Genomic DNA, 17,661 nt, shown 5'->3' with positions numbered 1-17,661 from the left:
TATCAACCGCCAGTGCCGGATTAAAGCAAATATCAAGCCAATGATTCAATTCATTGATCTAAATGACTTTTATTTTAAAGCTGTCAGAAGTCCGTCGGGCTTGGCGGCGGGTCGCTGGGCAACAAGCAGAAAAGGGCATCCATAAGGTCCTATGGCAGTGCTTGGCGCAGAGCGGTAACTGACAAGATGATGCCATCCAATTCAGGCGCAGCTATCCAGGGCCTTATTTGCGAAATTCCGGCGGAATGGGCAGGCCCTTGGCGATCGGGGTCGGGGGTCGGGGGTCGGGGGTCGGGGGTCGGGCGCCGGCCGCGGCCACGACGGAACTTCTTGAGCTGGTAGACATAGGCCAACGCCTAGACCAGGGTGGCAACTGACAAGATGATGCAACCCTGTTCAGGCGCAGCTATCCAGGGCCTTACTTGCGAAATTCCGGCGGAATGGGCAGATCCTTGGCGATCGGGGTCGGGCGCCGGCCGCGGCCACGGCGGAACGTCTTGAGCTGGTAGACGTAGGCCAACCCTTAGACCACGGCGGCAAATTGCAGGATGACGAAACCCCGTTCAGGCGCCGCTATCCAGGGCCTTACTTGCGAAATTCCGGCGGAATGGGCAGATCCTTGGCGATCGGGGTCGGGCGCCGGCCGCGGCCACGGCGGAACTTCTTGAGCTGGTAGACGTAGGCCAGCACCTGGGCCACGGCGGCAAAGAGCCCCTCCGGGATCTCCTGACCAATCTCGGTGGCGTGGTAGATGGCCCGGGTCAGCGGCGGGGAGGACATGACGGGAATGTCGTACTCGCGGCCAATCTCCCGGATCTTCATCGCCACCTCGTCGACCCCCTTGGCCAGCACCTTGGGCGCAGCCCCCGGCTTGCCCGCGTCGTACTTCAGGGCCACCGAATAGTGGGTCGGGTTGGTGATGATGACGTCCGCCTTGGGCACGTCCCCCATCATGCGGCGCATGGCCATCTGCATCTGCAGCTGGCGGATCCGCCCCTTGACCTCGGGCTTGCCCTCGCTGTCCTTGAACTCGTCCTTGACCTCCTGCTTGGTCATCTTGAGCTGGCGGTTGTGGTTCCAGGTCTGGAACGGCACGTCGATGGCGACGATGGGGATCAGGGCGCAGCAGAGGATGATGAGCATCCACAGCAGCAGGTCCAGCGCGTCTATGATGCCGCCGGGGAAGCCCTCCAGGGAGAGATTGAGCAGGTGGTCGAACTGGCTGGAGAGCATCCACCAGGCGAACAGGGAGATGAAGACCACCTTGGCGATGGACTTGACCAGCTCCACCAGGGATTGCACCCCGAACATCCTCTTCAAACCACTCAAGGGGCTCAGCTTGCTCCATTTGGGCAGCATGGCCTCGGAGGAGAAGTTCATCCCGCCGAGCAGGGTGTTACCGACGAAGGCGGCGATGATCACCAGCAGAAACAGCAGCCCCAGGGGCTGGATCAGCGTCCCCAGCAGGGCCGGCACCATGACCCCCATGGCATTGGGGTCGAAGGCCTGCTCCCGCTCCAGGGTAAAACCCATGGTCAGCACCTTGACCATGGCGTCCGCCAGGCTCTCCTTGATCATCAGGAGGCCGAACACGGTCGCCAGCAGGACGCTGGCGGTGCCCAGCTCCTTGGATCGTGCAATCTGCCCTTTTTCCCGGGCTTGTTGCAGTCGTTTGCCCGTGGGTTGTTCTGTGCGTTCCTGATCGGTATCAGCCATGCTGACCCCCGAGGCACTGAACGTTGATCAGCTCACAACTGGTCTCCTGCACCCGCTCCCAGAGGGCGTCGAAGTGCCCCATGAAGCCGCCGATGGTGAGCCAGAGGATGAAGAGGCCCGACATCATGCTCACCGCGAAGCCGATGCTGAAGATGTTGAGCTGGGGGGCCGCCCGGGTCATGACACCGAACGCGAAGTTGATGAGCAGCAGGGCAATGATGGCGGACAGCGCCATCACCAGGGAGGCCTGGTACATGACCCCGAGGAAGCTCACCAGGCTGCGGATGGCCGGCAGGGTGAGGCCGCTGTCCGACACCGGCAGGGTCTCGAAGCTCAGCACAACCATCCGCAGCATCAGCAGGTGACCGTCCACCGCCAGGAACACCAGGGTCGCCAGCATCAGGTAGAACTGGCCCACCACGGGGGCGGACTGGCCGTTCATGGGATCCACCAGGGTGGCAAAGCCCAGGCTGGTCTGCATGGCGATGACCTGGCCCGCCATGACAAAGGTTTCCAGCAGAAACTGGGTCATGAGGCCGAGCGCAATGCCGATGAGCAGCTGTTGTGCCAATACCAGGAAGCTGCCCACGGAGAAGAGCTCAATCTTTGGCATGGGGGGCAGCAGGGGCGCGATGATGAGGGTGATGGCGAGGGAGAGGCCGATGCGGATGTGCGCCGGTGCCAGCCGGCTGCCAAACACCGCCATCACCATCAGCAGGCTGCTCACCCGGGCGAGCGGCCAGAGGATGGACGACAGCCACTCCATGATGAGCGCAGTGGTATAGGTCATGGTGCCACCGGCCCCGTCAGGCCATGCAGCCCATTCCCCCACAGGTCCCCGCCCACGGTAGCGCGGGGGAGCAGGCTCCCCTTGGCAGGCATCAGCCGACGACCTCGGGGATCTGGCTGACCATCAGCTGGAAGAAGTCCATCAGGCTCTGCAGCCCCCAGTGGGCACCGGCCCCCAGGGCCAGCAGGGTGACCACGAGACGGGGCAGGAAGCTCAGGGTCTGCTCGTTGATGGAGGTGGCGGCCTGGAAGATGGCGACGATGAGGCCCACCATCAGGCTCGGCAGGATCACGGCGCACACCATGATGGTCACCAGCCAGAGCGCCTCGCGAAAGACGTCGACAAAGGTTTCAGGGCTCATCTATCGGCTCCTCTCTATTGGCTGGCTAGCCTGTGCCCAGCCCGAAGCTGTTGGCGAGCGACCCCAGGATCAGGTTCCAGCCGTCCACCATGACGAACAGCATCAGCTTGAACGGCAGGGAGACCAGCATCGGGGAGAGCATCATCATCCCCATGGCCATCAGGATACTCGCCACCACCAGGTCGATGACCAGGAAGGGCAGGAACAGCATGAAGCCTATCTGGAAGGCGGTCTTGAGCTCGCTCGTCACGAAAGCCGGGATCAGCACCCGCAGGGGCACCTCCTCCGGGGTTGCCACCTGGACGTTGGCAATCTCCATGAAGGTGTTGAGATCCTTGACCCGGGTCTGGGCCAGCATGAACTGGTGGATGGGCAGTTCGGCCTTCTCCAGCGCCTCCTTGGCCCCTATGGTCTCGGCCAGATAGGGTTGCAGCGCCTCGTTGTTGATGCGATCCAGCACCGGGGACATGATGAAAAACGACATGAAGAGGGCGATGCCGATCAGCACCTGGTTGGAGGGGCTCTGCTGCAGGCCGATGGCCTGGCGCAGGATGCCGAGCACCACGATGATCCGGGTGAAGGAGGTCATCATGATGACCATGGCCGGCAGGAAGGAGAGCGCGGTCATGAGCGCCAGCACCTGCAGGGTCAGGCTGTACTCCTGACTGCCGTCCGCCATGGTCTTGACGGTGACCGCCGACATGCCGTCCTGGGCCATCGCCAGGGGCGAGAGCACCATGGCGAGCAGGCCCAGGCCCCCTATCCAGTTAACTTTTTTCATGCTTGCCCATCAATTTGCCGAGCTGCTGGGAGAACGCCTGGGGCTGGCTCTCGTCCAGCGGCTCCTCCAGGCGATAGAGGAAGTTGACCTGCTGCGGCGTCACCCCGACGAGCAGCTGCTGACCGCCCACCTTGACCACCATCAGCTTCTCCTTGTAACCGAGCGGCAGGGTGGCGATGACCTTCATCTGGCCGCCCCCCATCACCTGGGTGAGCTTGCTCTTCTTGAGCAGGAAGCCCAGCACCAGGATGAGGCCGATGACCATCAGGCTGGAGAGCAGCCAGGAGGTGATGCTGGGGGGATTGGCCGCCCCCGGGTTGGCCAGCACGGGCAGGGTGAACAGCCACAACGAGAGCGCGCGGATCATTTGAGCTTCTTGATCCTTTCGATTTGACTGATCACGTCGGTCAGACGGATGCCGAACTTGTCGTTCACCACCACCACCTCGCCGTGGGCGATCAGGGTGCCGTTGACCAGCACGTCCAGGGGCTCGCCCGCTACCCTGTCCAGCTCCACGACGGAACCCTGGTTCAGCTGCAGCAGGTTGCGGATGCTGATCTGGCTGCGCCCCACTTCCATGGCGATGGTCACCGGGATGTCCAGAATGGTGTCCAGCTTGCGCCGCTCTTCGGCGCTGATGGGGGATTCGTCCTTGAGCTCCTCCAGGGGGGCGGGTCTGGCTTCGGCCGTGACCTGTTCCTCCAGCGCGGCCGCCCAGGCGTCAGCCATCAGATCCTGCTCGTCATCGGTGTCGCTCATCTTCAATTCCTCAGTGTTGCAAGCTCCCCGCAGGGAGGGTCAATCAGGGGTGTCTGTCTGCGATGCTGCGCTCGAGCTCTTCCAGCTCGGCTTCGCCATCGATGCGCACGCCCCCCCGGGTCACCAGATGCATCTCTGTCTTGACCCCGTCAGGGCGTTTGATTTTGTCGGTGATCTTGAGCGCCACGTTCTCCTTGGTCCGCCCCATCTTGGCGTGGAAGGTGGGCAGATCCTCCACAAAGACCAGCAGATTCTCCGGCATCTCCACCGGGATGATGTCGCCGGGTCTGAGCTCCATCAGCTCCCGCAAGGAGAGCTCGGTCTCCAGCAGCTTGGCCTTGAGCTCCACCTTGACGTCCATGATCTCGTCGCGCAGGGCCTTGCTCCAGCGCACGTCGGTGTCCCCCTTGTCGCTCTGGACACCGGCATCCAGCAGCTCGCGGATGGGCTCCAGCATGGAGTAGGGCATGGCCACGTGGAAGTCGCCGCCGCCGCCGTCCAGCTCGATGTGGAAGGAGCTTACCACGATGACCTCGGTGGGGCTGACGATGTTCGCCATGGCCGGGTTCACCTCGGAGTCGAGGTACTCGAAGCCCACGTCCATCACCGGGGCCCAGGCATCCTTGTAGTCCTCGAACACCAGCTTGAGCAGCATCTGGATGATGCGCCGCTCGGTGGGGGTGAACTCGCGCCCCTCGATCTTGGCGTGGTAGCGGCCGTCGCCACCGAAGAAGTTCTCCACCAGGATGAAGACCAGGCGGGCCTCCATGGTGATGAGTGCCGTGCCCTTGAGGGGACGGAAGCGCACCATGTTCAGGCTGGTCGGCACGAACAGGGTGTGGACGTATTCGCCGAATTTCAGCATCTGCACGCCGTTGATCGACACCTCGGCGGTGCGCCGCATCATGTTGAACAGGCTGATGCGCATGTGACGGGCAAACCGTTCGTTCACCAGCTCCAGGGTCGGCATGCGGCCGCGGACGATGCGGTCCTGGGAGGAGAAGTCAAACTGGGTGATACCGGGATCCCCGGCCGCCCCCAACTCCTCCTCTTCGACATCATCGACACCGTGCAGCAGGGCATCAATCTCGTCCTGACTTAACAGATCGCTCACGCTTCACCTTTTATTGCATGACAAAGCCGGTAAACAGCACTTGTTCGATTACGGGGGAAGAGACCAGGTCATTGAGAACCCGACGGCACTCCTCCAGCGAATCCTGACGCAGCTTCTCCTTGCCCTCGAAGGTCATCAGCTGCTCGGCGGTCGCCGCGCTGAAGACCCGCAGCAGAGTGCCTTCAATCAGGGGAATATTCTGTTTGGCCAGGGTCTCGTCGGCGCTGCCCCGCACCAGCAACTGGATCTTGATCTGCACCAGCCGATCCCGCTGCCCCCCCGCCACATTGAACACGAAGGGACGCGGCATGCCCACATAGAGCGAGGGCTTGGGCGTGTTGGCCTCAGGCTTGGCCTCGGCCTCCTCGGCCGCTGGCGCATCCGAGCCGGCGAACATGAACCAGGCCCCCGCCCCGCCGCCACCCAGCAGCAGGACGACCAGGGCGACTATCATGATCAACTTCTTTTTCTTGGCCGCCGCGGGGTCTTTCAGCGTCAGCTCGTTATCGTCTGCCATCCCTTGTCCACCCTAGTCTTAAACTTGTTCGGTATCATAAACTTACTTATGAATGCATCAAGCATAGAAATCGATCCCGGCATCGTTTGCCGATTCCACCAGCAGGCTGAGGCTGCGGGCCGTCCCTTCCCCTTCCTGTGACTGGCCGCCATTGAAACCGCCCCTCTGCTGTCCCTGACCGCCGAAGGCTGACTGCCCCTGCTGCTGTGCCTGTTGCTGCGACTGCTGTTGCGGTTGTTGTTGCACCAGCGTCTGACCGAGCTGGATCCCCTGCCCCGCCAGCATGTCACGCAGTCTCGGCATGGCCTGCTCCAGCATCTCCCGGGTCTGGCCATGCTGCACCACGAAGTGGACGCTGGCCTGGCTGGAGGCGTCGAGCTGGATCTGGATCTTCATCTTGCCAAGCCCCAGGGGATCGAGCTGGATCTCCGCCTGTTGCAGCTGGTCCGTCAGCATCAGATTCACCTTCTGGTGCAGCTGGACCGGTGCCTCCGGCGTGGCCAGCTTGAGGTGCGGCAGGCTCTGGGGCTCTCGCCGTGCGGCGAGCTCGGCCGCGGGCTTGCTCTCGCCAGCCGCCGTCTGGGCAGGCTGCAGGGAGGCCGTGGCGTCGGTCTGTCCCGCCCCCTTGGTCTCAACCCCGCCAGGCTTGCCCACGTCGTCCAGGGACCCCTTCATATCGCTCTTCTTGAACTCGGCGGCAACCTTGACCATCGCGGGGGCCGACTCCATCTGCTGGATGCCGGCCGACAAGGCCGTCAGGGAGGCCTGGGGCCCCTGGGACTCCTGGCGGGCCAGGATCTGTTGCGGCGCCGCCAGCGTCGGCTCCGGGGTGCTCACGGGGGTGGCGGCCGGGCTGGGGCTGCCGGCCTGAGCCGTATTCTGTTCCGGCTTGGTCGTATTCTGTTCGAGCCTGACTGCCTGCACCGGCTTGCTCTCCGGTGTGTCCTGAGCCGAGCCGGGCTTGCCGTCCCCGGTCGTGCCCGTCAGCCCGTCCCGGGTGCTGGCCTCACGGGGCTGATTCCCTGCGGCATTGGGCGCGTCACCCTGGGCTGCCACCTGGCTGTCCAGGCCAACCTTGACCAGCCCCTCGCCGAAGGACCTGGCCGCACCGGCCTGCGCCGTTGGGGCTTCGAGCTGTACCGTGGTGCCGGTACCCTTGTCAGCAGCGGCCTCCGGGCTCGGGATCACTTTTGATAGCAAAGCCGCCCGCTCCACGCCGGACAGGGGGGATGGCCCCTCGGTCTTGGCCCGTGTGGCGCCAGTGTCGGCGGCCTTCTCTGTACCCTTCTCTGTTCCCTTGTCTGTGCCTTTCTCTGCAACCTGGTCGGGAGCCGCGGATCCGGGCTCTGCGTCGCTCGCCACAAGGGCGTCTGCCTGGGCCCCTTGTCCCCCCTTGCTTGCACCAGCCTCGGCCGCAGCAGATTTATCCACGCCCTGGACATCGCCGCGCATCGCGGTTTGCGTCGTCTCGCCGTCCGCTGCTGGTGCTAGCTCAGCCTTTGCCAATCCGGTCTGGGCCAGGGCGTCTCTGGCAAGGTTGCTTTGTGTCACGTCGCCCTGGGCCAGACCGCTCTGCAGCGGGCCATGGGCTGTCGCCCCGGTCTGTGCCAGATCTGTTTGTACCAGGCCGGTTTGTGCCAGCCCGGTCAGTCCTGTGCTGCCCGGCACGGGGCCGCCCGGCGGCATCGGTGCAGGCTGTGCGGTAACGCCCTTGCCTTCGGCACCGGGCCCGGACAGGGCACGGGACTCGACCAGCGGCTGCGACTCGGGCGGCAAGTCATTGCCGTCGACGGGCGCACTCTCTCCCTGAGGCGAAGGAGGCACGGCGGGGTGCACCAGGCTCACGTCCTGACGCAGGGAGGCCTGCAACTGCTGAAGAAAATCGTCGGGGGGCAGACCCGGCTCGTCACCTGAGGCCTTGGCGGCTTGGGTCTCCTCCCCAGCCAGCTCGCCAGACGCCAAAGATTTGGCATCGGCGTCGTTCGTCTGCGGGATGTCGTCACTCACCCGAGGAGCCAGAGCGGCCTGACTGGCGGGGGCCTTGCCCATCAGCTGGGCCCTGACCATGGCGTCCGAGAAGGCAACCTTGCCATCGACCGGCAGCTGACCCCCCTCAACTCCCCCGATGGGAAGCGCCGAGGACGCACTGCTGTCGCTGGAAAGCACCTGAGCGGGCGTTTTAATCAACTGGGTCTGTATCATGCTGGGGTCCCTGGCGACGATTCGGTGATGACCGTGCGAGGGGTCGGCCCCGCTCGTTCAGGCTATAGAAAGCAAATTACAGGCCAGATTGGTGGTAACGACGCTGGATGGTGTAATCGTCCAGCATCTTCTGCTCCTGACGCTGAGCCTTCTGGCGCACCTTATCCGCCTTCTTCTCCAGCAGCAGCTCCACCGCCTTGCGCCGCTGCTGGGCCTCAAGCCACTGGGTGCGACACTGGGCCAGCGCCTCGCGCACCTGAAGCACCCCCTGGTACTGCTGGGTGGCCGCATTCTCGAGCTTGTTGATGAAGGCGTGATACTGGCTGTTCTGCTGGGGGCTGATCCCTTGCAGACCGCGGTCGGTCCACTGCTGGTGATAGATCTGGCGGTACTGATTCAGCGCCTCTTGCTGCTCCATAAACAGCTTCAAGTCCTGCTGCGCCTTGGCCAGCGCCATGGCGGCCTGATTCTCGGCCTCCACCAATCGGGTCGCCAGCAACTCCAATCCTTTACTCATCTCGGCACTCCAGCGGCATTATCGGCTCAACGCATCAATGGCATGGCGACCATGTGCAGGGATTGCAGGCCTTCGTCGTAGGGAATGACCTCGCGCATCTTCTGCTGCAAGAACTGATCCAGATAGGGTTTCTGGATGATGGCCCGGTCGATGCGGGGGTCCGATCCCTGGCTGTAGGCGCCTATGGTGATGAGATCCCGGTTCTGCTGGTAGAGGGAGTAGAACTGCTTGAAGGTGCGCGCCAGCTCCATGTGCTCGGGGGAGGTCACCATGGGCATGACCCGGCTGATGGACTTCTCGATGTCGATGGCCGGGTAGTGGCCCGCATCCGCCAGCTCCCGCGCCAGCACGATGTGGCCGTCGAGGATGGCCCGCGCCGCATCGGCGATGGGATCCTGCAGATCGTCCCCCTCCGTCAGCACGGTGAAAAACGCCGTGATGGAGCCCTGACCATCGCTGCCGTTGCCGGCCCGCTCCACCAGTGCCGGCAATTTGGCAAACACCGAGGGCGGGTAGCCCTTGGTAGCCGGCGGCTCCCCCACCGCCAGGGCGATTTCGCGCTGGGCCTGGGCGTAGCGGGTGAGGGAGTCCATCAGCAGCAGCACGTTGAGCCCCTGATCCCGGAAGTATTCTGCGATGGCGAGCGCCGTCTCGCACCCCTTGAGCCGCATCAGCGGCGAGGCATCGGCGGGGGCCGCCACCACCACGGCACGCTCGCGCCCCTCGGCACCCAGGATCTCCTCGATGAACTCCTTCACCTCCCGGCCCCGCTCGCCGATGAGGCCCACCACCACCACGTCCGCCACCGAGCCCCGGGTCATCATGCCGAGCAGCACGGACTTGCCGACGCCGGAGCCGGCGAACAGCCCCATCCGCTGACCCTGGCCCACGGTGAGCACGGCGTTGATGGCGCGCACCCCCACGTCCATGGGTTGATGGATGGGGCGGCGGGCCAGCGGATTGATGCGGTGCTGGGCGAACTGCACCGTCTGGGAGGAGATGATGGGGCCCATGCCGTCCAGGGGCTGGCCGATGCCGTCGATGACGCGCCCGAGCAGGTTCATGCCCACCGGGATGCCGTGATCCTCGGTGACGGGCACCACGCGGGCGCCGGGAATGACCCCCTTGAGCTGTTCGCTCGGCATCAGGAACAGGCGATCGCCGGAGAAGCCCACCACCTCGGCCTCCAGGGCCCCATCCTGGGTGTCGATGCGGCACAGGGAACCGATGGCGGCGCGGCAGCCGATGGCTTCCAGGGTCAGCCCCACCACCCGGGTGAGCTTGCCCGCCACCGGCGGTATGGGGGCCTGATCGCGCACCCGGTAGCCTTGCAGCCGGTTGAGCAGGGATGCGGTCATGTTGCCTCCGAAGGGCGAGATGGGGAGAGGCCGTGCGGGTTAAAACACCAGGTCACGGCTCAGCTCGCGTTGTCGCGCAAGAAATTGCGCAGCAATTGATCGATGCGCCCGGAGAGGACGAGATCGATGCTGGAAAGCTCGGTGGCCAGTTGCAGATCCCCGGGGGAGAGGGTGGGATCGCTCTGCAGCCGCCAGTGCCTCTTGGCGCACTCTTCGGCGCCAAAGGCCTCCTCAATCCGGGCCAGATCCTCCGGGTGCAGCATCAGGGTGACCCCCTGCTCGGCGGCAGGCAGCAGGGCCAGCCCCTGCTTGAGCGCTTCAAGCAGCAACCGGGGCGAGGTCTCGGCCTCGTGGCGGATAAGGGCACGGGCGAGCTGCTGCACCAGGGTGATGAGCTGCTGCTCCACCGCGTCATCCAGCTCGCTGAGCGGCGTGGCGAGGCGGGAGGCGAGTGTTTGCCAGCGGGCCACCTCCTGCTCCACCTGGTCGCGGCCCATGGCGAGCCCCTCTTCCCGACCCTGCTCCAGGCCCGCCTGATGGCCCTGTTGCAAGCCTTCCAGCTTGCCCTCCTCGAGCCCCTTGGCGAAGCCAGCTTCGCGCCCCTCGCGCATCCCCTCCTCCCAGGCGGCCTGGCGGATCGCCTCCAGCTCCTCGGCGGTGATGCTGGGGGCGGGCTCTTCCACCGGCTCCTCCGGCGGCGCCTCTTGCACCTGCTCCTGGCGATACCAGTCGGGGGAGAGCCCCAGGGCATTGCTCTCGATCTCGCTCTCGGTCTCCATCTCGGGCCAGCCCCAGGCCTCGACCCTGGCCTCGTCATCCTCGGGTCTGAGATAACCGCGCAGCTTGTTGTTCTTGTTATTCATGGGCTGAAGACACTCCTATCGAGAGCCGGATGCAGGGGCCGGTATCATCGCACATTTATGGCCCTGGGCTTAGAGGAACTCTTCGCCACCGCCGGAACCCAGCATGATCTCACCCGCATCCGCCAGACGGCGCGCGGTGGAGAGGATCTCCTTCTGGGCGGCTTCCACTTCGGAGACCCGGATCGGGCCCATAGCCTCCAGATCGTCCGCCAGCATCTCGGCGGCCCGCTTGGACATGTTCTTGAAGACTTTTTCCCGCATCTGGTCGTCCGAACCCTTGAGGGCGCGTTGCAGCAGATCGCCGGGCACTTCCCGCAGCAGGGTCTGGATGCCACGGTCGTCCACGTCGATGAGGTTCTCGAACACGAACATCAGATCCTGGATCTGCTGGCTCATCTCCTCGTCCGACTCGCGGATGGAGTCCATCAGCTGGCCTTCGATGTTGGTGTCCAGGTAGTTCATGATGTTGGCGGCGGCCTTGAGGCCCCCCATCTTCGCGGCCTGGGCACCCGCCGCACCGGCGAACTGTTTCTCCATGATGTCGTTGAGCTCCTGCAGCGCCGCCGGTTGCACCTCTTCGAGGTTGGCGATACGCATCACCAGATCCAGGCGTACCTGCTCCGGGAACTGGCTCAGGATCTCGGCGGACTGCTCGGGTTCCAGGTAGGAGAGGACGATGGTCTGGATCTGCGGGTGCTCGTTCTGGATGATGCTGGCCACCTGGCGCGCATCCATCCACTTGAGGGAGTCGAGGCCGCGGGCACCTGATCCCAGGATGATCTGGTCCACCAGGTTGCTGGCCTTGTCCTCCCCGAGCGCCGCCACCAGGGCCTTGCGCACGAAGTCTTCGCTGCCGATGCCGATGTTGGTGTACTTCTGGATGTCGTCGATAAATTGACGATGCACCGCCGCCACCCTGTCGTGACTGAAATCCGACATGGAGGCCATGGACATGCCGAGCCGCTGCACCTGCTTGGGCTCGAGGTGACGGAAGATCTGGGCCGCGTCCTCCTCGTTGAGGCTCAGCATCAGCACCGCCGCCATCTCCATGCCACCCATCTGGTCCAGGATCAGGCGCTGGCTTTCGGTGATGTCGTTGCCGGTGACCTGGCTTTTATTCTCTTCAGGCATCTTTGGTTACCCACTCTTTGATGACCTGGGCGGCCAGGTCAGGTTCATTCGCTACCAGGGCGCGCACGGCCTTCAGCAGATCCTCGTCACGGTGCAGATCCGGCAGCTTGAGCTGGCCATCCCGCAGACCGAACACCGGCTCGGCCTCGGCCTGGGCAGCCAGCAGGCTCAGCTCGTCATCGCCACCCAGCACGGCGTGGTTGTCGAAGTCCAGCTCCCCTTCCGGCTTGGCATCCGGGTAGAGCAGGCGCTTGAGCATGGGGCGCACCACGGTGACGATGAGCACTATGATGACCAGCACGGAGGCGGCGATGCGCACCGCGCGCCAGAACCAGGGCTGCTCGTAGACGGGAATGTCGGCCACGGTCTCAAGCTCGGGGCGGTTGAACGGGATGGCGACCACCTCCAGGGTGTCCCCCCGGGTCACGTCAAACCCGAGACCACCGCTCAGCAGACGGCGCAGGGTGTCGAGCTCGGCCTGGCTGCGGGCCTCACGGGTCACGGCGCCGTCGGCGCCGGGCACCGCCTTGTAGTCCACCGCCACCGACACCGTCATGCGGCGAATGCCGCCCTGCTGGCGCCGGATATGGCTGACGGTAGTGTCCAGTTCGAAGTTGCGGGTCGCCTCCTTGCGGGAGCGGCCGGAAGAGGCGGTTCCCCCCTCCCCGCCAGCGGCCTGCTCGGGAATGTTGGAGGCGGCAGGAGGCTGGTTGGAGAGCGCGCCAGGCACGCCGCCATTGCTGCCGTTGGCGCTGTTCTCTTCCACCGTCATCTCGGAGCGCACGGCGGGCAGGTCCGGGTTGTAGGTCTTGCGGGTCTGCTCCTGCTGGGAGAAATCGAGGGAGAGATCCACCTCGGCGGTATAGTTGTCGGCCCCGAGCACCGGGATCAGGATGGCGTCAATTTTTTGTTTGTACTCCAGCTCCTGCTTCTGCTGCATCGCAAATTCCTTGCGAGTCTGGGCAGAGAGGGGATCCTGGGAGCCGGAGTTGAGCAGGCGACCGTTCTGATCGGTCACGGTGACACGGGTCGGCTCCAGACCGTGGACGGCGGAGGCCACCATGTCGACGATGGAGTCCACCTCCCCCTGGCCGAGGGCGGTGCCCTTGAGGCTCAGCACCACGGTAGCGCTCGGTTTGCGCTCGTTGCGGGCGAACACGTTGTCTTTGGGAATGGCCAGCAGCACCTGGGCCTTGGCCACATTCTGGAACTGCTCGATGGCGCTCGCCAGCTGGCGCTCGCGGCTCAGTTTGAGGCGCTCGCTCTCCATGCGCTGGCTCACGCCGAAGCTGGAGTCCTTGAGCAGGATGGCCTCGCCGTCGTTGCTGGCGTCACTGCTGCTGGCCAGACCGGCACGGGTCAGGCGCAGACGGATATCCGCATAGTTCTCGGCGCTGACCAGCACGCTCTTGCCATCCACCTGGTAGGGGATCTTCTGCTGATCGAGGTAATCCAGGGTGGAGACCAGCTCCTGGGTGTTGAAGGTGCCGAGGGGACGCATCTCCGGCTCCTTGCCCCACAAGAGGATGAAGACGGCGATGGCGAGGCAGATGGTCAACCCCAGGATCAGGGTGATCTGGCGCAGCACATCGGTGTTGGACAGGAAGCCCAGCGCCGAGCTCTTCTGCTCTTGCTCGTCGAGGGCGGCGCCCCCCTCGTTGTTCATCAGCAGATCGCCGTTTTGATCAGTTGCCACGGTTTATGTCCTTGTTGCTGACATCGTCATGATGCTCGGTCGCCATGAGCCTGGGTCAGACCGGCATGTTCATGATGGTCTTGTAGGCATCGACCATCTTGTTGCGCACCTGCACCGTCGCCTCGAAGGCGATGGAGGATTTCTGCCCGGCGATCATCACCTCGGAGAGGTCCACCGACTTGTCACCCAGATCGAAACGGGTGCGCAGATCGTTGGCGGCGCCCTGCAGTTCGTTGACGTTGTCGAGGGCCTGCTGCAACATCTGGCCAAAGTCGGAGCTGACCTGGCGACCGGGTTGGGTCAGCGGCGTGGCACCGGCTTCGACCCTGAGAGCCTGCATCTCTTGCATCAGGCTGCTTGCGCTTATTTCCATCTTCCCTTCCCAGACAAATCATTGACACTGACACTCCCCAAGCAATAAGAATGCCAATTAGGGAAGAGTGCCCTCACATCGGGGCACAGGGTGATCGCAGGGAAGAGGACGAACCGGTCACTCAGGGGCGCGGCACCGCCCCTTCTCCCAGCAGCAGTCTGAGATAGCTGAGGTGCAGATCGTAGTGCTCCCCGGCGGGCAGCTTGACCAGCACCTCGTCATGCAGATAGCCCGCACGGCTCACCGCCAGCTCGGGAGGAACCAGCCCCACCGCCACCAGCCGGGTGACGATGGCCTGTGCCAGCGCCATGGTCGCCTCGTCGGCACGCCCCCAGCCGAAGTGGCCCCGGTATGTCGACCCCTCGTCGGGCTCGAGCGGAGAGATCTGGTCCCCCCAGACCCAGAAGGCCGTGGGGATCCCCTCCTGCAGACGCAGAAAAATGCTCTGCTTGTCCCACTCCCTGCTCTGGACTGCGTCCGCCCCGTCCTGTGCTGATGCTTGTGTCATACCCATTTCCTTGTCCTGCTGACGAACCTGGTTGCGCCCATGAAAAAGAGGGCCGAAGGCCCTCTTTTTACTGCAATTCACGCCATTTAAACAGACGGCAACGCACCCTGTTCGAAGAAAAACCGGCGGCTGCTCAAGGCCTGTACAATCACGGGTTCAGATCCCCGTCCAGCCAGTACTTGGAACCCGAAATATTGGCGTCCAGCAACAGCCCCTTCTCGCCAATCTGGTAGATGGCCATGCCGCCATTGTACTTGGCGGTGAGCTCGGCGCTCTCCTTGCCGGCCACGGCCCCCACTTCGGAGGTGGCTTCCCAGCCCTTGTTGACGAAGGCATCGAAGCGGGCCTGGTCCTCAAACAGGATCACCTGCTGATAGAACTTGCCGCCGAGCCCGGCCGCGAGGCCGGCACCGAACATCTTCATATAGGTGTGCTTGCCGGTCGTGCGGTTGACGGCCACCCCGGAGCCCTGATTGGTGTGGATCATCAGGGAGAACTTGCGAGAGTCGAAGACCGCATAGCCATAAGCCTGGTCAAACAGCAACTTGGCGGAGGGCTGCTCGTTGAACAGCCGTACCAGGGCGGTATCGGCCATGGTATCGAGCGCGGCTCTGGCCTCGTCCGGAGTCTTGGGCTCGAGCATGGTGTCGAGCTTCTTGTCCGCGGCGTCGAGCCACTCCTTGCCTGTGGCCGCACTCTCCGCCGTCCAGGCGCCGGCCTTGCTGTAGGTTTCGGCCCCCCAGCTGGACACCGACTCCCAGGTCTGCTTGGAAAAATCGGTGATGTCCTTCCACGCCTCCTTGCTGGTGTCGCTCACCGCGGTGCCGAGCTCCGAGGCTGCCTCCTTCACCTTCGCCCAGTCGGCGTGGCCCGGGGTCGATGCCAGCACCAGGGCCGCGGCAATCACAGTCAATCGAATCTTCATTCTCTCCTCCAGCGTCCACAATGGGTCGAGGGTCACAGTAGCAGATTGGCAGGGCTTCCGGTCAAGGTCACGGCAGGCAAAAGAGTCAATCGGTGACGTATGCCGGGTCGATGCCGCTCCTCTCCCCTCTGCGGGTCGGGATCCGCCCCGCCATTCCCCTTGGCGTGGCACGGCCCCCGGACCATCCTGTCCCGCCGTAAATAATGTTCGGGCCACCAGCGCCGGTTGTATAGTTTTTGGTTAGCCATTCCGGTAAAATCCGCGCCCTTGAATAAGAGCCACCTAAGAGTGATTGAGCGATGTCCAACACAAAACAGGCCCCCAAAGTAGGATTCGTCTCCTTGGGTTGCCCCAAAAACCTGGTCGATTCCGAGCGCATCCTGACCCAGCTGCGTACCGAAGGGTACGACGTGGTGCCCAGCTATGACGATGCGGAGCTGGTGGTGGTCAACACCTGCGGCTTCATCGACAGCGCGGTACAGGAGTCGCTGGAAGCGATCGGCGAGGCCCTGGCCGAAAACGGCAAGGTAATCGTCACCGGTTGCCTCGGCGCCAAAGAGAACCAGATCCGCGAGATCCACCCCAAGGTGCTCGAGATCACCGGTCCCCACGCCTATGAAGAGGTGCTCGGCCACGTCCACAAATACGTGGAGAAGCCGACCCACAACCCCTTCACCAGCCTGGTGCCGGCCCAGGGCGTCAAGCTGACCCCCCGTCATTACGCCTATCTGAAGATTTCCGAAGGCTGCAACCACCGCTGCACCTTCTGCATCATCCCCTCCATGCGCGGGGATCTGGTGAGCCGCCCCATCGGCGAGGTACTGGCCGAGGCCAAGCGCCTGAAAGAGGCCGGCGTGAAGGAGATCCTGGTCATCTCCCAGGACACCTCCGCCTACGGCGTCGACGTCAAGCACCGCACCGGCTTCTACGACGGCATGCCGGTCAAGACCAGCATGGTGGCCCTGTGCGAGGAGCTGGCCAAGCTCGGCATGTGGGTGCGCCTGCACTACGTCTATCCCTACCCGCACGTGGATGACGTCATCCCGCTGATGCGCGATGGCAAGGTACTGCCTTACCTCGACATCCCGCTGCAGCACGCCAGCCCGCGCATCCTGAAACTGATGAAGCGCCCCGGCACCGTCGAGCGCACCCTGGAACGCATCCAGAAGTGGCGCGAGATCTGCCCCGAGATCACCCTGCGCTCCACCTTCATCGTCGGCTTCCCCGGTGAGACCGAGGAAGAGTTCCAGATGCTGCTGGACTTCATCGACAAGGCAGAGCTGGATCGGGTCGGCTGCTTCAAGTACAGCCCGGTCGAGGGCGCCAAGGCCAACGAACTGCCGGATCCGGTGCCGGCCGAGGTGCAGGAGGAGCGCTTCCAGCGCTTCATGGAGCTGCAACAGCAGGTCTCCATCCGCAAGCTCGCCCGCAAGGTCGGCAAGGAGATGCTGGTGCTGATCGACGAGGTGGACGAAGAGGGAGCCACCGGTCGCTCCGCCGCCGATGCCCCCGAGATCGACGGCCTGGTCTACCTGAACGGTGAAACCGGCCTCAAGCCCGGCGATATGGTCAAGGTTCGCATCGACGAGGCCGACGAGTACGACCTCTGGGCCAGCCTGATCGCGTAATCACGACAGCATGCCCCACAAAGCCAGTCGGTCACACCGACTGGCTTTTTTATTGCCGGCAGGAAAACGCCTCCCTGTCAGTGATGCCTCTTCACGCACCGCCCCCGCACCTTTCCGTCGGCCCTGCTCGCCATCCCCCTTCCCACCCGTGAGCCAGCGCACAGTTCCGCCCGGTCTCAGATATCCCTTCTTTCCTGCTCAAAAAAAAGCGCCGAATGTGGATAAAAAACGTGCACGATCCACCTCACATTATCGCCCTTGCCTCGTCATTCAGGGTCACTTTGTGCTTCGTGAGAATTAATGTAACTGTATAATTCAAAAGGATTAAAAATACATTTTGACGATAATAACGAGAACACTCGAGTTTTTACGATATCGACGAAATGAAGAGTTGTTGTTTTCCTGTTAACTCTGCTTTTCTA

18 protein-coding genes and 1 pseudogene are annotated in these 17,661 nt (G+C 63.6%); 1 reads left to right on the top strand and 18 read right to left on the bottom strand.

From position 1 onward, the window contains the following. Positions 1-418: 418 nt before the first annotated feature. The 18 genes and pseudogenes from J9885_RS04100 to J9885_RS04015 all read right to left on the bottom strand — a co-directional run. Positions 419-541, bottom strand: a pseudogene (locus tag J9885_RS04100) (flagellar biosynthesis protein FlhB); the annotation flags it as partial. A 44-nt stretch (positions 542-585) separates the two neighbouring features. Continuing rightward, positions 586-1,716, bottom strand: coding sequence for a flagellar biosynthesis protein FlhB (gene flhB / locus J9885_RS04095; RefSeq protein WP_210548176.1), 1,131 nt, complete (start codon positions 1,714-1,716; stop codon positions 586-588). After that, positions 1,709-2,506, bottom strand: coding sequence for a flagellar biosynthetic protein FliR (fliR, locus tag J9885_RS04090; protein WP_043761982.1), 798 nt, complete (start codon positions 2,504-2,506; stop codon positions 1,709-1,711). The genes flhB and fliR overlap by 8 nt, the downstream gene beginning before the upstream one ends. A gap of 91 nt (positions 2,507-2,597) precedes the next feature. Beyond that, positions 2,598-2,867, bottom strand: a complete 270-nt coding sequence (fliQ, locus tag J9885_RS04085) for a flagellar biosynthesis protein FliQ (RefSeq protein WP_043761984.1) — start codon at positions 2,865-2,867, stop codon at positions 2,598-2,600. 25 nt (positions 2,868-2,892) lie between these two features. Beyond that, positions 2,893-3,648: a flagellar type III secretion system pore protein FliP gene (gene fliP, locus J9885_RS04080; protein WP_043761985.1), complete on the bottom strand. Its 756-nt coding sequence runs from the start codon at positions 3,646-3,648 to the stop codon at positions 2,893-2,895. Beyond that, positions 3,635-4,015, bottom strand: a complete 381-nt coding sequence (fliO, locus tag J9885_RS04075; protein ID WP_043808438.1) for a flagellar biosynthetic protein FliO — start codon at positions 4,013-4,015, stop codon at positions 3,635-3,637. The genes fliP and fliO overlap by 14 nt, the downstream gene beginning before the upstream one ends. Beyond that, positions 4,012-4,407, bottom strand: coding sequence for a flagellar motor switch protein FliN (gene fliN, locus J9885_RS04070; RefSeq protein ID WP_043761987.1), 396 nt, complete (start codon positions 4,405-4,407; stop codon positions 4,012-4,014). The genes fliO and fliN overlap by 4 nt, the downstream gene beginning before the upstream one ends. A gap of 43 nt (positions 4,408-4,450) precedes the next feature. Further along, positions 4,451-5,521, bottom strand: a complete 1,071-nt coding sequence (gene fliM, locus J9885_RS04065; RefSeq protein WP_043761989.1) for a flagellar motor switch protein FliM — start codon at positions 5,519-5,521, stop codon at positions 4,451-4,453. Between the two features lie 10 nt (positions 5,522-5,531). After that, positions 5,532-6,038 carry a flagellar basal body-associated protein FliL gene (gene fliL, locus J9885_RS04060; RefSeq protein WP_210548175.1) on the bottom strand — a complete coding sequence of 169 codons (507 nt, stop codon included), beginning with the start codon at positions 6,036-6,038 and terminating at the stop codon, positions 5,532-5,534. A gap of 57 nt (positions 6,039-6,095) precedes the next feature. Next, positions 6,096-8,240, bottom strand: coding sequence for a flagellar hook-length control protein FliK (locus tag J9885_RS04055; protein ID WP_210548174.1), 2,145 nt, complete (start codon positions 8,238-8,240; stop codon positions 6,096-6,098). 76 nt (positions 8,241-8,316) lie between these two features. Beyond that, positions 8,317-8,757 carry a flagellar export protein FliJ gene (fliJ, locus tag J9885_RS04050; RefSeq protein ID WP_210548173.1) on the bottom strand — a complete coding sequence of 147 codons (441 nt, stop codon included), beginning with the start codon at positions 8,755-8,757 and terminating at the stop codon, positions 8,317-8,319. 26 nt (positions 8,758-8,783) lie between these two features. Continuing rightward, positions 8,784-10,115 (bottom strand): flagellar protein export ATPase FliI, encoded by a 1,332-nt coding sequence (gene fliI / locus J9885_RS04045; protein WP_042076983.1) that lies wholly within the window; start codon positions 10,113-10,115, stop codon positions 8,784-8,786. Positions 10,116-10,174: 59 nt separating this feature from the next. Then, positions 10,175-10,978: a flagellar assembly protein FliH gene (fliH, locus tag J9885_RS04040; RefSeq protein WP_210548172.1), complete on the bottom strand. Its 804-nt coding sequence runs from the start codon at positions 10,976-10,978 to the stop codon at positions 10,175-10,177. 69 nt (positions 10,979-11,047) lie between these two features. Beyond that, a complete protein-coding gene (fliG, locus tag J9885_RS04035; RefSeq protein WP_043761994.1) occupies positions 11,048-12,109 on the bottom strand; it encodes a flagellar motor switch protein FliG in 1,062 nt (353 codons plus the stop codon). Beyond that, positions 12,102-13,805, bottom strand: coding sequence for a flagellar basal-body MS-ring/collar protein FliF (fliF, locus tag J9885_RS04030; RefSeq protein WP_210548171.1), 1,704 nt, complete (start codon positions 13,803-13,805; stop codon positions 12,102-12,104). Before fliF ends, fliG begins: the two co-directional genes overlap by 8 nt. A gap of 55 nt (positions 13,806-13,860) precedes the next feature. After that, entirely contained in the window at positions 13,861-14,178 is a 318-nt protein-coding gene (fliE, locus tag J9885_RS04025) for a flagellar hook-basal body complex protein FliE (RefSeq protein WP_043761998.1), read from the bottom strand. A 121-nt stretch (positions 14,179-14,299) separates the two neighbouring features. Next, on the bottom strand, positions 14,300-14,686 hold the full coding sequence (locus tag J9885_RS04020; protein ID WP_043761999.1) for a hypothetical protein: 387 nt from the start codon (positions 14,684-14,686) through the stop codon (positions 14,300-14,302). 148 nt (positions 14,687-14,834) lie between these two features. Next, positions 14,835-15,611, bottom strand: coding sequence for a hypothetical protein (locus tag J9885_RS04015; RefSeq protein ID WP_210548170.1), 777 nt, complete (start codon positions 15,609-15,611; stop codon positions 14,835-14,837). 299 nt (positions 15,612-15,910) lie between these two features. On the opposite strand from J9885_RS04015, the gene rimO reads away from it, so the two are divergent. Beyond that, positions 15,911-17,239 (top strand): 30S ribosomal protein S12 methylthiotransferase RimO, encoded by a 1,329-nt coding sequence (rimO, locus tag J9885_RS04010; protein ID WP_210548169.1) that lies wholly within the window; start codon positions 15,911-15,913, stop codon positions 17,237-17,239. Positions 17,240-17,661: the final 422 nt, after the last annotated feature.

It is taken from the genome of Aeromonas sp. SrichE-2G (genome assembly GCF_017939565.1).
Lineage (GTDB): Bacteria > Pseudomonadota > Gammaproteobacteria > Enterobacterales > Aeromonadaceae > Aeromonas > Aeromonas taiwanensis.
This window is presented reverse-complemented; position numbering and strand designations above follow the sequence as displayed.